Source organism: Paenibacillus sp. GCM10027627 (genome assembly GCF_042675505.1).
In the GTDB taxonomy this organism is placed as follows: Bacteria; Bacillota; Bacilli; order Paenibacillales; family Paenibacillaceae; genus Pristimantibacillus.
This window is the reverse complement of sequence record NZ_JBHTHB010000001.1, coordinates 882,477-901,801: the sequence shown is the minus strand read 5'-3', so window position 1 is coordinate 901,801 and position 19,325 is coordinate 882,477. Positions and strand designations below refer to the sequence as shown.

14 protein-coding genes are annotated in these 19,325 nt (G+C 43.8%); 7 read left to right on the top strand and 7 right to left on the bottom strand.

Features of this window, described 5'->3' with window-relative positions; all coding sequences use genetic code 11:
* The first annotated feature begins 23 nt into the window (after positions 1-23).
* The 4 genes from ACFQZE_RS04235 (at position 24) to ACFQZE_RS04220 (ending at position 5,265) form a co-directional block, all read left to right on the top strand.
* Positions 24-797, top strand: a complete 774-nt coding sequence (locus ACFQZE_RS04235; RefSeq protein WP_379353989.1) for a glycosyltransferase family 8 protein — start codon at positions 24-26, stop codon at positions 795-797.
* A gap of 499 nt (positions 798-1,296) precedes the next feature.
* Complete coding sequence (locus ACFQZE_RS04230; RefSeq protein WP_379353987.1) at positions 1,297-2,064, top strand: nucleotidyltransferase domain-containing protein; 768 nt, start codon at positions 1,297-1,299, stop codon at positions 2,062-2,064.
* Positions 2,065-2,728: 664 nt separating this feature from the next.
* A complete protein-coding gene (locus tag ACFQZE_RS04225; RefSeq protein ID WP_379353985.1) occupies positions 2,729-3,166 on the top strand; it encodes a hypothetical protein in 438 nt (145 codons plus the stop codon).
* 374 nt (positions 3,167-3,540) lie between these two features.
* Complete coding sequence (locus tag ACFQZE_RS04220) at positions 3,541-5,265, top strand: hypothetical protein (RefSeq protein WP_379353983.1); 1,725 nt, start codon at positions 3,541-3,543, stop codon at positions 5,263-5,265.
* Between the two features lie 853 nt (positions 5,266-6,118).
* On the opposite strand, the gene ACFQZE_RS04215 is transcribed toward ACFQZE_RS04220, so the two are convergent.
* The 4 genes from ACFQZE_RS04215 to ACFQZE_RS04200 all read right to left on the bottom strand — a co-directional run bounded on the left by ACFQZE_RS04215 (position 6,119) and on the right by ACFQZE_RS04200 (position 8,274).
* Positions 6,119-6,649, bottom strand: coding sequence for a hypothetical protein (locus ACFQZE_RS04215; RefSeq protein ID WP_379353981.1), 531 nt, complete (start codon positions 6,647-6,649; stop codon positions 6,119-6,121).
* A 2-nt stretch (positions 6,650-6,651) separates the two neighbouring features.
* Entirely contained in the window at positions 6,652-6,942 is a 291-nt protein-coding gene (locus tag ACFQZE_RS04210) for a hypothetical protein (RefSeq protein WP_379353979.1), read from the bottom strand.
* 92 nt (positions 6,943-7,034) lie between these two features.
* Positions 7,035-7,664, bottom strand: a complete 630-nt coding sequence (locus ACFQZE_RS04205) for a LysE family translocator (RefSeq protein WP_379353977.1) — start codon at positions 7,662-7,664, stop codon at positions 7,035-7,037.
* Positions 7,665-7,779: 115 nt separating this feature from the next.
* Positions 7,780-8,274 (bottom strand): DUF6022 family protein, encoded by a 495-nt coding sequence (locus ACFQZE_RS04200; RefSeq protein WP_379353975.1) that lies wholly within the window; start codon positions 8,272-8,274, stop codon positions 7,780-7,782.
* Between the two features lie 167 nt (positions 8,275-8,441).
* On the opposite strand from ACFQZE_RS04200, the gene ACFQZE_RS04195 reads away from it, so the two are divergent.
* Complete coding sequence (locus ACFQZE_RS04195) at positions 8,442-9,155, top strand: MerR family transcriptional regulator (RefSeq protein ID WP_379355501.1); 714 nt, start codon at positions 8,442-8,444, stop codon at positions 9,153-9,155.
* A 24-nt stretch (positions 9,156-9,179) separates the two neighbouring features.
* On the opposite strand, the gene ACFQZE_RS04190 is transcribed toward ACFQZE_RS04195, so the two are convergent.
* A complete protein-coding gene (locus ACFQZE_RS04190) occupies positions 9,180-9,782 on the bottom strand; it encodes a TetR/AcrR family transcriptional regulator (RefSeq protein ID WP_379353973.1) in 603 nt (200 codons plus the stop codon).
* A 24-nt stretch (positions 9,783-9,806) separates the two neighbouring features.
* Entirely contained in the window at positions 9,807-11,288 is a 1,482-nt protein-coding gene (locus tag ACFQZE_RS04185; RefSeq protein ID WP_379353971.1) for an NAD(P)/FAD-dependent oxidoreductase, read from the bottom strand.
* 197 nt (positions 11,289-11,485) lie between these two features.
* On the opposite strand from ACFQZE_RS04185, the gene ACFQZE_RS04180 reads away from it, so the two are divergent.
* Positions 11,486-13,195, top strand: a complete 1,710-nt coding sequence (locus ACFQZE_RS04180) for a hypothetical protein (RefSeq protein WP_379353969.1) — start codon at positions 11,486-11,488, stop codon at positions 13,193-13,195.
* 237 nt (positions 13,196-13,432) lie between these two features.
* Positions 13,433-14,449, top strand: a complete 1,017-nt coding sequence (locus ACFQZE_RS04175; protein ID WP_379353967.1) for a hypothetical protein — start codon at positions 13,433-13,435, stop codon at positions 14,447-14,449.
* Positions 14,450-14,562: 113 nt separating this feature from the next.
* On the opposite strand, the gene ACFQZE_RS04170 is transcribed toward ACFQZE_RS04175, so the two are convergent.
* Entirely contained in the window at positions 14,563-19,071 is a 4,509-nt protein-coding gene (locus tag ACFQZE_RS04170; RefSeq protein WP_379353965.1) for a S8 family serine peptidase, read from the bottom strand.
* Between the last annotated feature and the right edge of the window lie 254 nt (positions 19,072-19,325).

The window sequence follows — 19,325 nt, the reverse complement described above, 5'->3', positions numbered from 1 at the left end:
AGAATAGAGGAAGGAGCTTAATTGTGATTATTGCTATAGCCGCAAACAGTGAGTACATCGTTTATTTGCATACCATGCTGAAATCTTTGTTCGTCAACCTAAGCCAGCCAAATGACGTAACGGTTGTTGTTTTAGAGACAGACATTCCGGTCTCAGCGAGATCTGATATAAATGAACTCGCTAATGTTTTTGGAGCAACCGTTACATTCATTAAAATAAACAACAATGAATTTAACGGGTTTAAATTAAATACGGATCTGTCACACATCAGCCGTGAGACATTTTATAGAATTGCTTTACCGGAACTCCTTCCAGACCGCGATAAAGTCATATATATGGACTGTGATATTATCGTATTAGATGATTTGAGAAAAGTATGGAATATCGATCTCTCCGAATACCACCTAGCAGCCGTTGAGGATTTCAACAATGCGTGGGCAAAAAGAAAAGGAAGAGTGCCCGAGGAAACGAAATACTTCAACGCAGGTTTTTTAGTTATAAACTTAAAGGAATGGCGTAAAAATAATGTTTCTTCTCAACTTCGAGAAATTTTGTTAGATTCGCAGCTTTCATTGAGATATATGGATCAAGACGCACTTAATTTGGTACTGAATAATAAATATCTTGAATTAGATCGTGCTTGGAATTATCAACTCGCTTTTTGGAAACACGGTATGCCGATCCAACATCCTTCACTCCTCCATTTTGCTGGCCCAGAGAAGCCATGGAATTCGGTCACCGAGTATAATGAAGTGTATCAATATTATCTGAACCTGGAGGTTAAGCAATTAGTTTGATAAATACTCAATGATTCGGTACGGCAGAGCAGCTAGTTGTATAAGGGCACCCCTTTAGAGGTTATTGGAAAACACGCTCGTGTTTAGCCGGATGAGGGGAGAGGAAAGGAATTTAGGGCGGGTATAGAGAATTGATTTGTATATAAATCTGAACTGGCTGATATGGTATTAGACTAGAATAATGCATCGCAATCAACAATGAAGTTAGGATAAAAGATGTTTTTGAGCAATTCAACGAATAAATATATATCTAAAAACGGACACTTTCATTGGTGTCCGTTTTATTTGTATTAATCAAAAGAATCGTGTGAATTAATGTCATAGTCATAAACTTTTTGGTAGAAGATATGGATGTTGTCGAGGAAAAAAACATATATGAATTATCGATTGTGTAAGGTAACTATAGAAATTAGTCAGCGCAAAACAAATCAAAAACTTCCATTAAAAATAACATTTGTTATAATATGATTATGTTAAATGACCAATAGGAGGAGTCTGTATGATATTAGAAAAAGTTATAAATAGAATTGTAATACAAAGTGAATATAAGGATTTTGTTGATAAGTATATCGATAATATACTTACCGAATTTAAAGGTAAAATTCATAGCATTTATATGTGTGGCTCGATTCCAAAAGGAACTGCTAAACCTTTTAAGTCAGATGCAGACTTTACTATTGTATGTGTTAATCCCAAAGATGTTGATTACGAAAGATTGTCAAATATTAAAGACAGGCTTTTGAAAGAATATCCAGTATTAACTAAGATTGATACGATAGTTTGCTCGATTGACGATGTATTAAGTAAACCGAATGAGTGGGGTTTTTGGATTAAGATAATTTGTGTTTGCATATATGGTCATGACATTGGTGAAAAAGTACCACCGCTAATTATTTCTCCAGAGTTTATTTTAGACTTAAATACAGAGACCAAGGAGGAAGTAGATCGTATACATAGTTTACTTTCTAATGCTAGTGATAACACAATGAAAACTAGATATATTAAAGGTTATTCCAAGAGATTAATTCGTGCATTATACTCTTTGGTTTTAGAAGATACAGGTGTATGGCAAGATGACATTATTATGATGAAAAATGCAATATTAAACTATTGCGAGATTGACCCCGCTTTAGTTGATTATCTGTATGCTTGTTACTTGGATAGTAATGTACATGTTGAAGAGTTTCTGGGAATTGCAGATGAAGTATATAGCTATTTTGAGAACGCCTTAAATACAATGGCTGCTTCCAGAACTTCCTTCGACTAACACCGTTTTCACGCAGCGGCTCTGCCTTGGTTGGAAGAAGTTAATGCAGGGAATATAATATCTATTGTATTCATGAACTGATAAAAATAAAAGGATACTAAAAAAGATGTGCTCGTAGCATTTCTTTTTTTTGTCCGATACAGAATGTGTTAAACAGAAATTAGAGGATAGGGACATAGTTATGTTTTTACTAACTTATATAAATGCAAGATGACAAGAACATATATCCATTAGAAACCGCGTTTAACGTGGTTTTTTTGTTTTAAGGATACAAGTTCTTGTCCCTATGAAAGGACAAGAACTTGTATCCTTAGCCGAAAGGAAACGAACATATACCGATACCCTATGATGGAGGAGAGGAATCAACTTGATAGATATCCATACCGCTAACTAGGTACTATGTTTTATGGTACTTATCTTCTGCCATTGTTTACGCTATGCTCAATTTGCAACCTTTTTAATTGGGCTGAACAGGTTGATATCTAATGAAAGGGGGAAGGGTCCCAGACTTGCCAGAATGCTGAACAATTGCTGTATGAGAGGACGATTTTACCTCCAGAAGGAACAGCGAGTTTAGATCAGATGTTTTGGACATATTGAAAAATTTATGACTCCATGGATATTGCTAACAATCAAAATTCAATTAAAGGAATGGTGATATTTAATGAAAAAATCGATGAAAAAACTAGGTTTGGTGCTGATGGCTACGATGATGCTCCTGTTCTCGTTCAGCGCGACGACTTCTGCGTCCGGCAGAAGCACATCAGAAGTGTATTTGGGATATTTATCGCTAAATAGTGCGATAATGGCGGTTTCTGGTAATGTTACAGTCCCGTCATCGTATGCAGTTCCTGGCTGGAGTGGTTATACTTCAGATATTAATGTAGTCGTTTGGAAGCAAGATCCCAATGGTAATTGGTATAGTGTACAAGGGAAACACGTCGCTGTTCTTGCAAATGGTCAGAGCCAACCCTTTGGTGTGAGTGATGCGCGATATGATCAGAGACAAATGAATCTCCAATCAGGAGTATACAAGGTCACTGTTGACGGTCCTCCGGGCACTACATTTAGTAATTTAAACGCTTGGACATATAACTACTAAGATCAATGCTGAGCTACGCGGTTTCAACTTTACAGAAAAGTACATAAATCACTCCTCAACAGCGAATTTATTTTGTCTGCTAATCTTCATTCAAAGGGACGGATCAACGTACTCCAGCAGTTTAACAGATGTCTTTTATTCGAAAAGGAGCTACAACAACGATAATAGTAACCTCAAAAAGATACGTATGGAACTTTTTGAGGTTATTAATTGTCTATCTCCTTTCAACGATTAAGCGTCTGCTTATTGGTCAAGGTACACTTTTCGGAAATGTCTGACGATGAGATACGGTTCCGTATTGGCTCATTTGACAAGACACGCTGGATGTAGACAACGAGTTATTAATTCATAAAACTGTGGAGGGAATTGTAATCATGAAAAAACCAGGTAAAGTCATGTTGCTGGTCATTACGTTAGTGGCCAGCTTGTTAGTAAACGGGACTTTCCCAATCCATTCGAATGCAGCCAATTCGATCGGTTCTATTGATTCTTTCAGTGGTTTGTCAAATGAACCAATAAAGGAAAATTTCAAGGTGGATGCCATCTTGATCGGAAGCCAGAATAAGAATCAACAGACGAGCGTGCAGATTAGGGTAGATGTCATCTCCTTGGCTGAACGGAAAGAAGCTGTGAAATTATCCTACCATCTAAGCAGGCTTTCGGACGACGGAACGGCAATGTTGGATACGGCAAGCGAGGTTTTGTTCACCAAGAAGCTGCAAGCAGCTAAAAAAGAACAACAAATCATCACCTTGCCCTCGTTGAAAGACGGGCAATATGACTTTAAAATTAAAGCCTCCTCCCTTGAACAGAATGGCGATGTGGCGGCCAATACGAAATCGCTTCTGTTCACTTTAGCAGAGGCAGACGTAAAGGAGGGCTGGGTTAAACCCGCGGCCACATCGCTTCAGGCTCCCCCCGTCGACGTAGAGGATATATCTGTGGCAGGCAAGCTCAAATCTAAAGAAGTAAAGACAAGTAGCGCGACTGGCAAGATCACTTTCTCCGGAAGATTTACTATGGATATGCCCGGTGCTCCTAACTCTGGTCTTAAGAATACAGGTATAGTCCTCAGCTATCTTAGACCTAATGCTCCTGAAACGGATTGGCAGCCTTTTCTATATTATGAAGGTGATTTCGCTACAAGCGGCGGTACTTCGTCACAAGCCGGCTATTGGTCAATCACAGTTACACCTCCTGCTGAACCCGTCGCTATGTATAAAATCGAAGCTTACAGTTATTCGAACTATCTTCCTGGTTATTTGGGTTATATAAGTGTGGCAAAGGTTAATGAAAGTGACTCTAGAGCAAACTATAGGTTTTCAGTACCTATTCCTGCTACGCCATCCGGTGGAAATATCGGAACAGTCAAAGTTCCTTCAGGAACCCATGTCGCTAATGCCTTTTCCATTTTACAAGATGCCATACAAACGAGACAATTAATGGAAGATGCAGGAAAACCCCCTACTGTGATAATCATTAATTACAGCATTGATAATCTAGAGGGCTCAAGATTCATACATGCGACTCCTACCCGTTCCGCCAATATCTACTTAAACAAAAATGCGGTGGGGACCTCTACCATTGCTCATGAAATAGCCCATATGGCTATGTATCAGTTGAGAAATAATTCTATGCCTGGTACTGGTTGTCCTAATCCGCATTACGTTAACCAAATAACCAATAATATATGTGCATTTGTGGAGGGATGGGCTGACTTTGTAGCCTTGGCTTCAAAGAATAGTCCAATTTATTATTACGAGAATGGCAGCAGCAAAAACTTGGAACCCACTATCCTCGTTTATAACAATGGGGTTCAGGCTAGCCTGAGTCAGGCACTAAATGTACAAGGAAACGTGACAGGTGCTTTATGGGATGCATACGATTCTGCCTACGATAGCACAACCGATTATAGTTTTACGCATCCTGTTACTTCCCATGATAACGTGAGCTTCCCTTTCTCAAATATTTATAGTGCTATGTGGAAGAAAGGGGTGAGGATTACTATAGGGAATTGGGCCACTGCATGGCGTGAGTTAGGATATAGCATGACTGTTGGGCGAAGTTTGAGAAATAACTTTATTAGTGATATTTTCTAATATTTATAGGAGTATGAAATAAGCAGTCCAATCTCAATAGAGGGCGGGCTGCTTTTGTTTTGCAAGTTTGCCGAAAAAGAAATTTGTTTTAAACTTGAGATATAAGATTTGTATGTGGCTCTAAGAAGATAGTAACAACTACATCAGGTTTAGGAGTTCAACGATGTTATACATTATATAAGAGGACAAGAACATATAGCCATTAAAAACCGCGAATAACGCGGTTTTTTTGTTTTAAGGATACAAGTTCTTGTGACTTCCCAGGAAAAAGAACATATACTCATGAGAATGAATTTAGATGAGTTATTGCCTCGATCTAAATCTGTTGAAAAAGAAGAAGGTGTATAGAACATTTTATTGGCAATGGATACAAGAACGGAATCACATAAAGGGTTAAAGCTTGTTTGTATACATATGTACAAAATACGAGTTTTGTGTAAAAGTAAAAGCGGAATTGTCCGGAACGGGATCTAAATTCAATACTTTGCCCAAATCCTTACATTTTCCGTTGTTCATCATAAGTGTTCTAGACATTGGATTTCGTTTATTAAACTCTTCTCCTTTAAATTGTTTTTGCTGTTCTTTTAAAGATTGTTCCCCACCAACCCATAAAGTTTTCTTCAAAGATTATAAATTCGATCGTTATAGTTGCTAAAACTTTGGCTATCTAGATTAGGCATCTTAAAATTTACAGTTTCCTTTAATGTTTACATAATTATTATTTTGTATACTTTAGTTTTGCATTTCTTAATTCAGCTATTCATTACTTAGGCTGTTGCTCCAATTTAACTATCTATCATAATTACGATTAATCTCACATGACAACTAACATTCCACTTCATCATTTTGCAGATCAGGTCAGGTTCAGCACCCTCCCATCATTGTTCAGCAGTGAATATAAAAACATAATGTGATACCGTTCAATTGAAAGCCATGAAACAAAAATACCGCCCTGTTTCCTGAAAGAAACAGAACGGCTAGTGTGTTCATCTAGATAATTTAAACGCAGGTGTAATCTCCTGAAAATGAATAATGATGTCTGACCAGTTAGTAAGGCTCGTGGGTCGCCGTCGCCAGTGCGCAAGTACTCATTAAGTTGCAACCCTAAAGTCCAGTCCGTCCCCAGAAAGAGCGAACGGAAGCCAAGACGCTCGACCAAGAATCTTAAAAGTCGGTTCTTAATGAGGTATATCTGGCGAGCGCTGCGGGCACCACGAGTTGACTCCCCGATCCCGATAACAGTATTGCTAATCATATTCGTCAAAGGCTCCAAATCAGTAAAAGGTGCGTGAAAATCAATTGTGGTGATAGAATGAGCATTACTCCTGATCCACTGGGTCACCGCTTCCCGTGTCGAATGTACATTGGCTCGTACTTCTCCCATATTTAATCATCATCTCGTACTTGGCCAAAAGAGATTTTGTTTGGTAAATCAGTGCCATTTAATTGTTCATAAGCTTTTTCGATGTCAGGGACATACTCTTTAGTAAGCAATAATCCTTTTAATACATTAGAAATGACAATTACCTCATCTTGATTGAATGTCGGCAGCTCAATAATTAAATGATGAATGCGCCTTTTAAACTTCATTTCCAGGACAGTGGTCACCATGTTCATTTCCTCTTCAGAAAGCTTCTCCCAATTACTTGTTATTGTTATGATGATCTCTTCATTCATGTCGCACCCCATTCCGCTCAACTGTTTTTTGTAAAAAGATAGCCCGGCAACCGGCGGATTAATTCGCACAGAACAACCGGGCCTTATTAATTTTATCTTTTATCAAAAGCCATACGAATGGCCAGTCCACCCAGCACACTTGCCATAATCCAGCGTTGAATCTTAAGCCATGTAGGCCGCGTGCCGAACCATGCTGCAACTTTGCTCGCAGCAAGTATGATCAGCAGGTTCACCATAAAGCTGACGCTAATTTGAGTCACGCCCAATATGGCGCTTTGCTGTAGAACAGAACCATTTGAAGTGTTAATAAACTGCGGCAATAGCGACACATATAGTACGGCTGCTTTTGGATTTAACAAATTGGTCATAAACCCCATAAGAAACAGCTTTCTCGGTGATTCAACGGTGAGTCCTTGAGCTGTCCAGATAGAACCGCCCCCTGGTTTAATGGCTTTCCAAGCGAGCCAAAGCAAGTAGATCGCTCCTGCCCATTTAATAGCTTCATAAATATAGGGGACATTCTCAAACAGCATGGAGAGGCCAAGCATCGTTGCGCAAATATAGACGACAAATCCTAAAACGACTCCGAGCAGAGAAATGACTCCTGCTGCGCGTCCTTGCGTGATCGAGCGGGAAATTAAATAAACCATGTTTGGTCCAGGCGTACAAACCATTCCTAATGATACAAGTGCAAATGCTAGCAAAGTTCCCGAGCTGATCATACTTCCCCACCTTTCCAATACGCAAATTAAACTTATTATACATGTTTTGGATGGACTTGGGGAGGATTGATTCTATAATTAATTTTTCATAGAAGAGCAGCCTCGGCGACTTTGTTTACTCGCCCTTTATTCGTCGCATTTCCTCGACAATAAGACCTTTTTCACTGACCTTCACCGAATAAACAACTGGCGCTGAAGGAATGTCAAACCCAAGATGGGAATGAGGAATTTCCGTAAGCAACGTACCGATAGGCTGTCCCTCCAGATTGCGGACTACATTCCAGAACATTCTTGATCGATTGTCCTCCGTCCCCCATTTCTCTAAGGAATTGCGGAAAATCAATCGTTTGCCGATGACAAAATCATGTTCTTTCAACTCTTCCATCGTGTTGAAGCCAGCTTCTTCTAACTGATCAAATATTGGCGGCATAATCCGATCCAAATAAAGTCCGTATGCCGCATCTTCGATTTCCGCAAAAGCAGCCGCAAGCTCATCGTACATAACCTCGTACAGTGACTTCCACTCAGTCTCAAGATACCGGTTGGCCTCTTGGCTCAGTTCTTCAATCGTCATGTCGTTGCGGAAAACCGGGGAGTTTTTTATCGTCATCTTTTTTTCCTCCTTTTTGGAACCTCAACCCAATTATAAAACATTAAAGCAAATTGGAAGGTTTAACGATATTTAAGGAGGAAAACGAAGCAGATTTGTAGAAAAGCTGACAAAGAGCTTTAACTTATGAGCAGAAGAATGATTAGGGGGAATACGACTTGCAGAAGATGAGTCCCAAAAAGCTGGCGGAAAAGTACGGGCTAAGCGCAAGCACTTTGCGCAATTACGAAGATAAAGGGCTGCTTCCTCCTGCAGAACGGTCCCCAAGCGGCTATCGAATGTATTCGGATCGGCATGAAGCTTTTCTAGCCTGTATTCAAGCTATGGCTCCTGCTTTTGGAATGGAATTGACGGTGGGTGCTCTTCGTTCTTTCCGCCAAGGGCAGCTTCACGAAGCGTTGTGGGCAATTCGGGGGAATGAAGTTCGTTTATATCGAGAAAAAGAAAGCCTGGATCAATTAATCCAGATGATCCACCGATATGAATTGGATAATAAGGCTGCAACCGATAAAAAACGGTTTACGATCAAGGAAGCTTCGGAATGGGCTAACGTTTCCAAGTCGGCGATCCGTTACTGGGAGCAAGAAGGTTATATAACGGCGGAGCGAGATGCGGAAAGTCGCTTTCGGCGATACAGCCAATCTCAGCTGCTCAAAATCAGCTTGATCCAAACGCTGCAATGCTCCGTATATTCAGAGGAAACCGTTAAGCTTAAGCAACGGATTGCTGAAGCTGAACATACGGATTTGCAGTCGCTTGCACACATAGCCGAAAGCATTCGTATATATTTGGATAGAATGGTTGAGCTGCAAATGCGTGCGATCGTATGTTTTTACTCATTAATCCAATGGACTAACCGCAAATCCGAAGCGCTGGATTAACATTGCTGAAGCGAAAATTAAATACTATGAGCGTTTGGTCACCATTCGCATCAAAGTATCGGTATCGGGAAGCAGATACTGGCTACCCTCATCCAAATCAATTAACATCAATCCGTTTATCGCTGTTAAATAAGCGGCAACCAATTTCCTCGTATCTCCTTCTACGAGCTCGCCAGTCCTCTGCCCTTCGGCGAACAGCGGCTGCAGTCGATCAACAAACGCAGATAAAGAATATTGGCCGGTCAACATGCTTTTTGCTTCTTCGGGTACTTCATCGGCTGTATATGCATGATGGACAAGTCTAAAGTAATTTCTATCGCTCTCGTTGTAAGTGGCGTCCGTGAAAGCGCGTATTTTATCGGTTGCCGATCCCGGCATTTGCTCAAGCTCCGTCATGGCGGTCATTGCGCCTTCCATCGCTTCTCGGATTAGATCGATAAACAAGGCTTCTTTCGACGAAAAGTACAAATAAAGCAGTCCTTTGCTCACGCCGGCTTCTTGCGCCACCATGCTCATTTTTGTACCGACGATGCCTCTTCTTGCAAAAACTTTAAACCCGGCTCTCATAATTTGTTCTCTACGTTCGTCTCGTATGGCATGCAACTGCTCTTCCTTATATCTGGCCAACAAGCTCACCCTTTTGTTTAAAAGTTAATAAGTTTGGGCGAAGGACGGAATATGCCGTTCCAGAAACTTCTCTAGCTGCTCACGGCCCGCCTCGCCGGTATACTCCGCCAATAAGTGCAGCCCCTCTTCCGTAGTTGCTTCTTTCAGGATAGAAAGGATTGTTTCTGCATTTAAAATCTCTTTTGGTGCAAGAAGAAGCGAAGTCATAATCATATAGGTTTCAAACATTTCGACGTTTTGTTTTCCAATAGCTTGAGTCAAATATTCCTCGAAAAAGCGATGAGCAAACTTGAAACCTTCCATGGAGTAGCCGCCTGAATACTCAACACCTGGCCACTGCAAATCGGATGAGGCGCTAAGCCACCATGCCGGTTCTATCGCCGCTTGCATTTTTTTAAGAACATCTCGCTCGAAATGGACTGGCGTGCCGTTCAGCCGATCTTGCAAGCATAGCTCCAGCATTTCCGCTTCGATCGCGGCTACCGTCATGCCTTGCCCGTAAACGGGATCGAAATTGCATAGAGCATCCCCCATAACAAGCAATCCAGACGGCCAATTGGGCATTTGATCAAACCGCTGCCTTACGCATTCCGCAACCCGGAATCCTCTAGGCGAAGCTACGGGTTCCATTTGCTTTAGCAGCTCGGCAATGACAGGGTCCAGCAGCGTCTCCGCTTCCCCAATATAATCTTTGCTTTGTACAGATGGATACGATTGACCGCCAGCTCGAAAAATTAATACTTCCGCCAAATTGTTTTCAATGGGGCTGAATACACCCGTTCCAATACCTTTTGCGGGGTGTCCCTCTACAAGAATGGTACTCCATTTGTCTTTCAAATGATCGGGCACATTAAAATGGCAGGTGCTATAGCCAAGCGATACTTTGAGACGTTCTGGCTCCGGAACCTCATACCCAAGTTGGGAGAGCCATTTGTCTAGCTTAGAGTAACGTCCGGTTGCGTCTACAACTAGGTCCGCTTGAATCGTTTGCGCCTGTCTGTTTTCGTGAGATCCGCGCTCTTTCAGCTGAACTCCTGTAATTTGATGTTGGCCGTTTTCTCCGATGACGCTCTCCAGCTTGCTTACTTCACTGCCGGAAATGATCTTTACATTTGAGAGATGGCGAACCCGATTGCGAATGACCCATTCAAACATGGCCCGGCTGCAGCCAAAATCTCTCTCATCGGGAATTTCAATGCTGCCATAGCGGTAAATGAGCCGGATGGCTTTACCTTCACGCAAATAGGCTCCTTCCGCCAGCAATTCATCGGTATATCCGGGAAATAGACGTTCGAAGATCATTTTACCACGAAGCAGCACTCTGTGGGGATGATAAGCTTGCGGAGTACCGGGACGATTGACGGGACCGCTCGGCAGCTCATCTTTTTCTACGATGATAACTTCCTCGTAATGATTGGAAAGAACTTTTGCAGCCAGCAGTCCGGCCATACTCCCTCCCATGATCAACGCTCTTGTTCCGTTTTTGTTTAAGAATTGATTGTTCAAATGAATGCACTCCTTTTTGAATTAAATGACTGACCAAGTCGGTCATTTATAATATAGAAGAACCCGCCCCGCGCTGTCAACCATTTATTTCCTGAATTTGCTTCCACCGTGAATTTTTAAAAATGAGTATTCAAGCCCTAATGTTGATGGTAGTATTTATATGGATATTTTCAATTATTTAGGGAGGAAATTCATTCATGGATAAGTCACCATTTGTTGCACAATCGTTTGAAACCGGTACTGAGGCTGGGAAAAAGTCCGTTATGGAACGTATTTGGCAGTATAAAATGCATTATTTAATTGTTTTGCCCGCATTATTCCTTATTTTTGGATTAAAAATTATTCCATTCCTGCAAGGCATTTTTATGTCGTTTACGGACTACAATATTTTTCATGGTTGGTTTCAAAGTGAATGGGTTGGCCTCGACAACTATAAGGCTCTGTTTGAAAACGAAGGATTTCAAGACGCGTTAGTCAATACAATTACATATAAGCTCTCTTATTTGGTTTTAAGTGGAGTGCTGGCGTTAGTCGTCGCGTTGGCGCTTAGCGGGATTAGGTCGGGTGTCGTCAGAAGTATAGTGACAACAGGACTGCTTATCCCTTATGTCATTCCAACTGTCCTATTCGGCTATTTGGCATTGTCGCTTTTTGGCCCTGAAACAACAATCGGAGTGGCAGCAAATTCGGGTCGGCTCCTTATGCTCATGACCGAAGTTGTGAAAACATGCGGCATTCCTATTGTGGTTGCACTAGCAGCAATTGCGGCCAAGCACGCGGATGACAAGTCTGGAAACCTCATTAACGAAGAAAGTTTTTGGAAAATGAATGTACTGCCAGCTATTCGCGCTATTTCCGCTTTAACGCTCGTACAGCTCTCCATTGTAGCTTCGACCGATCGCGAACTGGCTTATCTGTTTTTAAATCCGATTAATGCCATGCATATTGAAACGATAGATACCTTTATTTTCAGGATCGGGTTTTCAAATATGCGATACAGTCTAGCTTCTGCCGCTTCGACCATTCAGTTCCTTATACAATTCGTTCTTGTTGTTGCCGCCTACTTTATTGTGAGAGGTTCTTTTATCAAAAGCTTGTTTAGCCGTACGTTTTCCGAAACAGGCAATATCAACCGCGGCTCCAAAGGGATCGGTTACCTAGTGGGATTCATTAGTACGGGACTTGTTCTATGGTTGCTTTATTATTCTTTTATCGCACCTTTCTTTGCTTCCTCCGACAACAGCATGCCGTTAAGTGAAGTGTTACCTTTTTCCAAACTTATTGGCTTTATCATTTTGTTTATCTTTGCCGCCGTCTTCCATTTGGTCATCACTGTTACTCTCGCCTACCCGTTGACCGTTAAGTTGCTTCCGGGAAGGACGATTTATCGGCTATTTCTTCTATTTGTTATGACGATGAGTTCTGTTGCCATTGTTGATTTTTTATTAGTTATCTCTTTGGAAATGATCGGCACATATTTCCCTTACCCGCTTATGGGTTTAATAAATATCGTTTCGGTTTTTGCGCTGAAAAGCATCTTTAACAGCAAGTACGGTCATTTGAAGGAGCAAGCAGAACGCGAAAATAGGAGCGAGACAGCTACCTTTTTCACTTTGTTTATTCCGGGCATATGGAAACCGCTTCTTGCGCTAGGCGCATTGCAGTTTATTCTACTGTGGAATGCCTTTTTGCCTTCCGTTATTTACTCGCCCAATCCCGAAACGATGACTCCGGCAGGTATTTTATATCAATTAAGCCGTATGTCGAGTTCCCCTGAAGCATTTATCTCTGATTCATTCGTCATGCAGGTAGGAGCTATTGTCAGCTTGCCGGCGCTTATTCTATTTCTAGCCTTGCGGAAATGGATGACTTCGGAGGTATTGACTGCTGGTTTGTTCAAACGTTAGTTGCTCAAAGAAGACATTCAGGCTCCATTAGCCGGGATGTCTTCTTTGTATCTCTCCTCCTCTTTTCTTTCTTTTTGAAAAAAGGACTTAAGTCCCTTTTTGAGCATAGCCTTCTTTAGGTAAAATGCATGATAAATGGAAGCTAAAGCGTCGTACTACAGCTTAAAGGTTTTCAGCATCGAAGAAATGCAAGCGCTTCCATAGAAATCATCTATCTCAAAGAATAGAGGGATTAACATGTGGATTTCGCATCAAATCAAGCCTTTCAACGAATTTTGGATGAATTGTGCGCTCAATCAGGCCTACTCGATCGCAACTTCTTTGGAACCTAGCTACAAGTACGGTGCGTACCTCAATAACTATTACTACCATCACTGGTTTGGCGGCGACGAATTCCAGTATTTCTACCATACGATGCAAACCGATTTTTTTGACGAGAGAAAAGGAACGGTCGTTGAAAATTTTCCCTTATGCTCCATTATTAAAGAGCTCAAACCCTTTTATTTCAAAGATCCGGACCATTGCAAGGAAGAGATCGTGTCCATGCTGCGCGAAGGAAAACGTTTCAGCTTGAATGTGGATTTGTATTACTGGATTCCTGGGAGCGTCGCGTACAAAAGTTATCATTGGAATCACTATTCTTTATTTACCGGCTACAATGAGGAAACCGACGAGTTCCGCGTGCTGGAGGATGATTTGAACGGTTATGAAGAACATACGGTACCGCTAGCAAGGTTTGAAAAAGCATTTTTCTCTTCCAACTCCATGATCGATTCCGAAAAAAAGCAGCCGCACGGCTACGAATATATTTTTCATTCGACAATCCCTCCCTACCGACTTGAAATGGATGATGTACAAAGAAACGCCGCACGGCTGGCGAAGGAACTGCGCGCCCTTGTCATTTTTCCGGAATGGAACATTACCATCGGCAAAAGCGAGCTGCAATATTACACTACGTACAGTCTGATTGGCATTCATATTATTATCAACCGCCATCACGCCAACGAACGGCTAGTGGAAAGTCTTAGACTTTTCGATTATATAAGCGATCGAGAGCAAGCCGAGCTATTGGAGCAAATACGGGCGGTAAAAGCGGGTTGGAGCGGCATTCGAGATTTATTTTATACAGCACCACGCAAGGGTCAATTCGATCAAGCGGAAAGCTGTGCAGCCATTTATTCGCTTTGGAACTTAGAAGCGGATTTCTGGGCGGCGATTGCTTCTTTGCGCCAGATTCAAATCGAAGCCAGCTAACAATAACTAATCAAGTTAATGATTAATCACGCTAATTAAATGCAAAAAAGCCGTTCGGCTCCTTTATAAAAGGAAGTCGAACGGCTTTTTTCGTTAAGAGGTAACTAAAGCAATCAGCTTACGACAACCGTTACTGTACTGCTGCTTGTCGTGCCGTATTTGTTTGTGACTTCGACCTTATAAACATATGTTCCGGCCGCCTTATTGGTAAAAGCATAACTTGCTGTTTGCGATTGCGGCGAATTGTCCGTTAAAGCTGCGTGATGAATGACAACATTGTTTTCAATCAGCTTCCAGGACGAGCCATTATTCCCCCACCAGATCGTCCATTTTACGGAATAATTTTTGGACTGATTTTGGTTGGTATGCGACAGAGCAGGAGCAGCTGGCGCTCCAGTGGCGGGCGATACAACCGGTTTCGCTTGCACAACTGCTGACGGGCCGCTCTCTCCAGTGACGCCGCTTGCCGTAACAACATAATAATAGGTTGTGCCATTCGTTAATCCAGTGTTTAAAAAGGACGTTCCCGTCACTTGGCTGGCAACAGTGGTGAATGGTCCTCCGCTCGCAGTCCCACGCTTGACGGTATAGCTGGTTGCTCCTGCCGAAGCGGTCCATGAAACGAATACGCTCGTATCGCCCGGAGAAGCGGTCACTCCCGTTGGCGCGGCAGTGGGTGATGCGGGAGTCGCCAATGCGACTGGAGAATGACCGCTTTCGCCTGCGCTGTTGCTCGCGGTTACAACATAATGGTACGTTGTGCCATTCGTTAAACCGGTATCGTTATACGAGGTTGCCGTTATTCCGCTTGTTACTGTGGAGAACGGCCCTGCTGCTGCCAGTCCTCGTTTTACCGTATAGCTTGCGGCTCTAGCGGCAGCTGGCCAAGCCAGTTGAACCGAAGCATTGCCTGCCGTGGCGGTTAGCCCGGCTGGAGCGGCTGGAGCTTCAATCGGCGTTGCTTGGACAGAGGCGGAATTTGCGCTCTCTCCTGCCGCATTTTTGGCTGCAACTACATAATAATAGGTTGATCCGTTCGTTACCCCCGTGTCGTTAAAGGAGGTTGAGGTTAGACCTGAGGCAATTGCTGTGAATGGCCCAGAACTAGCGGTTCCTCGCTTGACGGTATAGCTAGAAGCTCCAGAAGAGGCCGACCATGACAGCTGTACGCTAGTATTTCCGGCAGTGGCAGCAAGCTGGGAAGGTACTGGAGGAATCGTCGTATTAGCGCCGCTTAGCACGCCATTATCCAAATTGGAGCGGGTGCTTCCAGAAGCATTGCTCGCGATAACTCGATAATAATATCTTCCACCGCTTATCCCTGTGGAATCTCCATAGGTTGTGCCGGTTACGCCGGTAGCGATAACCGAAAACGTTCCATTATGCGCAGTAGACCGCTCAATGGTGTAGCTCGTAGCATGGGAAGAGGTCCAGTTCAGTCGTAGTAGCCCGGATTCCGGCGTCACTGTTAATGCAACCGGGCTAGGCTCCGGCAAATGCGGATTGACGGTAACGGCCTCCGATCGGCGTGTGCTGCTGTTGCTTGCATGAGTAGCTATAATCTCATAGGTGTAAAGAGTGCCGTTCGTAACATTGGAGTCGGTAAACGAAGTTCCCGTCACGCCAGTCTGAATCGTTTGACCGTTTCGAATAATCGTATAGTTGCCCGCCCCGGATGAAGCGGACCATGTTAGCTGAGCTCCTCCGCTTACCGGTTTGACGGATAAGGCAAATGGTCCCGGTAAATTTGAGTTTGGCGTAACCGTCACCCAGTTGGAATACGTTTTTATCTCGGTAGGGAACTGGTATTCATTTACAACAATTTGATATTGATACTCTACTCCATTCGTGACGGCAGTGTCGATATAGCTGTCCATAAAGGAAGGTCTTGTAATGACTAAGCTCGTAACTCCGTTCAGCTTGCGATAGATCGCATAGTGAGGATAATCCGATACGACTCCCTTTGCTTTAGTCCAGCTTAGCTCTACTTTTCCGTTTGCGGGAGTCGCCTTGATCCAAATGTTTGACGGTACCCAGACAATCGCTTCCGGTGAGTAGCCGCTTTTGCCTCCACCGGATTGTGCCGAAACGACAAAATAATAACTTTTCTTCGGATTGGCGGGAAGCGTATACGTATGTTCTGTCGTTGTGAGTCCGCTGGCTATCGTGGTGTATGGACCGCCTGTTGTTTCCGATACTTTAACCTCGTAACTGGTCGCTTCGTAAACGGGGTCCCATTTCAAAAGCGCCTGGTTGTTGTTTTGGAGGTTAACGGTAGGCTGGGCAGGTGCAGCAGGGCTGTTTGGATTAAAGCCTTTGGTAAGGGTTAATGTAAAAGGCGTCGTTTTGGCCGACTCGCCAAATTCGTTAGCGGCCGTAATGACGAACCGGTGCGTGCCTACTCCAAGGGTCGAGAGTCCAGTACCGCGCACCGCCCCGTTCGGCAAACTATAGCCTAGCTCATGCGCAGTGCCAAGCTCCGCCGGCTCCACACTGCCGTTGCTGTTGGAATCGCTCCAAGGATAAGCTTTCACTCGCGCATTCGGCAAGCTGACCGCTCCCGGGGCGCCTTGCAAATAAAAATTGTCGGTAGGGTTAAATTTGCTGGAATCGACCGTTGGCGCCACGCTTCCCGTTGCAACGTCATTCCCTGAAACAACGAGCGCATAAGGCTGCGGCCCGCTTGGAACATTGTAGCCCGCTATTTGAACGCTATACGTTCCTTCGGCAGGAGCTTCAATGTATACATTTTCCACATTGTTTACCCGGTCAAAGGTTGCGCAAGAGCTGCTTGCCGTATTATTTAAGAAGCAGTTGCCTTTAAAAGCGGTGCCGTCCGGAGCGACGACTTGAAGATCCAAATCGTTAACCAAGTTTTTGCCGACGAATACAGCACTTGGCGCATCCGTCCAAACTAAGCTCACTTTTAAACGCTGGCCGCTTTTGGCATAAAACTGAAAGTTAGAACTTCCGCCCGTAGCAACGACCTTCTGGGCATCGTCAAGGAACACGTTTTTTCGGCCGCCGCTAGGGAACAGCGAATTTTGCAAATCGACTCGTCCCCATCCCGTTTCACGACTCATCCAGCCGTAGCCGATGTCCTGCGCCCCATTAATGAGAGTAGCTTTCAGCAATGCGGATGACGGGACAATCGCTTTCTGCTCGGTGTAATATTGTCTAACTAGAGCAGTTGATCCTGCCACAATGGGCGTAGCCATAGATGTGCCGCTATTGTAGCCATAGTTGGCATCGAGTTCCGGCTTATATTTGCCTTGAGGCGCAAGTGAAGACCGCGTGGACAGAACAAGTGTTCCCGGAGCTACGACATCCGGCTTGACTCTGCCGTCTACAGTGCTGCCGCGAGCGGAAAATTCGGCAACAAGTGAAGGATTGTTGGCAGGCCACGGCCCCGTTACATCGGGGCGGTTGTTTTGCGTGGCGCCAACTGTAATCGCGTTTTTGGCGAGACCGGGGTCCGAAACGGTATTGGGATCCGGCCCAGCGTTGCCTGCGGCAAACAAAACAGAAAATTGCTTGTTGGCAAACGTATATTGATCCGTTTCCATTGCCAGCTCGCTGTAGTAATTGCCGCCTCCCCATGAATTGGAGTGGATCGTTGCTCCATGAGAAGCTGCTGTGGCAAGCGCATCGTCGAACGGGAACGGAATTTGAAGGCCGCTTCCGCTATCTACTCCCACTGACTGAAATACAAGTTTGGCCGATGGCGCTATGCCTTTGTTCACACCGGCCGACTGTGCGCCTGTGCCAACAATGGAGCCGGCAACATGAGTGCCATGTCCGCTTAGATCGGACCACTCCGGTCTAGCGTACGCAATCGGGGTAACTTGGAGCCGATCGCGCAGGTCAGGATGCAGGGTAGCGGCCACGCCCGTATCGAGCCCGGAATCCATAACTCCGACAATTTGCCCTTGCCCCGTTAAACCGTTCGCCCAAGCTCCACCCGGTGTGCTTGCTTTTACAATTTCAGCGGCTTTGGCGTTAAATGTAGTAATAGGGCTAATCTCTTCTATAAAAATGACATGTTCATCAAGGCTGATCGCCTCGATTTCCGCTTTTGACAACGTCGCTTCTAAAAAAGAGTCTCGCAACGCCTTAAGGCTTGCGCTGCTTATTTTTCCCGCGACCACGGATTCTTTGCCTTTGACTACAGTGATGCGAGTCTCTATTTGTGGTTTATTGGATAGGTCGGGAGAAATCTTCCATTCTGGAAGATATGGAACAACACGATTGACCCCCTCAATACTAGTTATTCGTTCAGCTTGTTTGACTGTCATGCTGACTAGATAGGCGAAGTCTGGAACGTAGCTCTCTACAGATGCCCCTTCGGCAGCCAATGCTTGTTTAGTTGAATCGTCGATAGGTCCGTTAAATTGAACGACAAACAACTTGGGAGCCGTATCGTTTTCATCGCCAAGAGGAAGCAAGAACGAGCTAGGATCACTGGCAGATCCGATCGTTCCCGTTTTGAAATAAAGCTGCGGTCCATCGGGTGGTGAAACTGCTCCGCCGTTTGCTTGCTCATTAGTTGCCAAAGCGGTTGGAATTGCACCGGCAAACAACACACTGGCCGCAACCCATAAGGATAATAATCGTTTCAACATGAAGGCTCACTCTCCCCTGATTCTATCTTTTTGTTTACTGCTCCCAGTCTAGCAAATGCTATTCTGAGACTCCTCCTCTCTAATTTTTATATCTCGCATTTCCTAATATACTATTTTTTGGATATTTAACAAGATGAGTAGAGAACGAAAAATGGCTCTTTTTTGCTCAAAAGCAATCGTTGTCCTTAGGCCAGAGCAGAGAGTCCTATCCGAATGCAGCAAAAAAGCCGCATAACGATGCGGCCTGACTAACG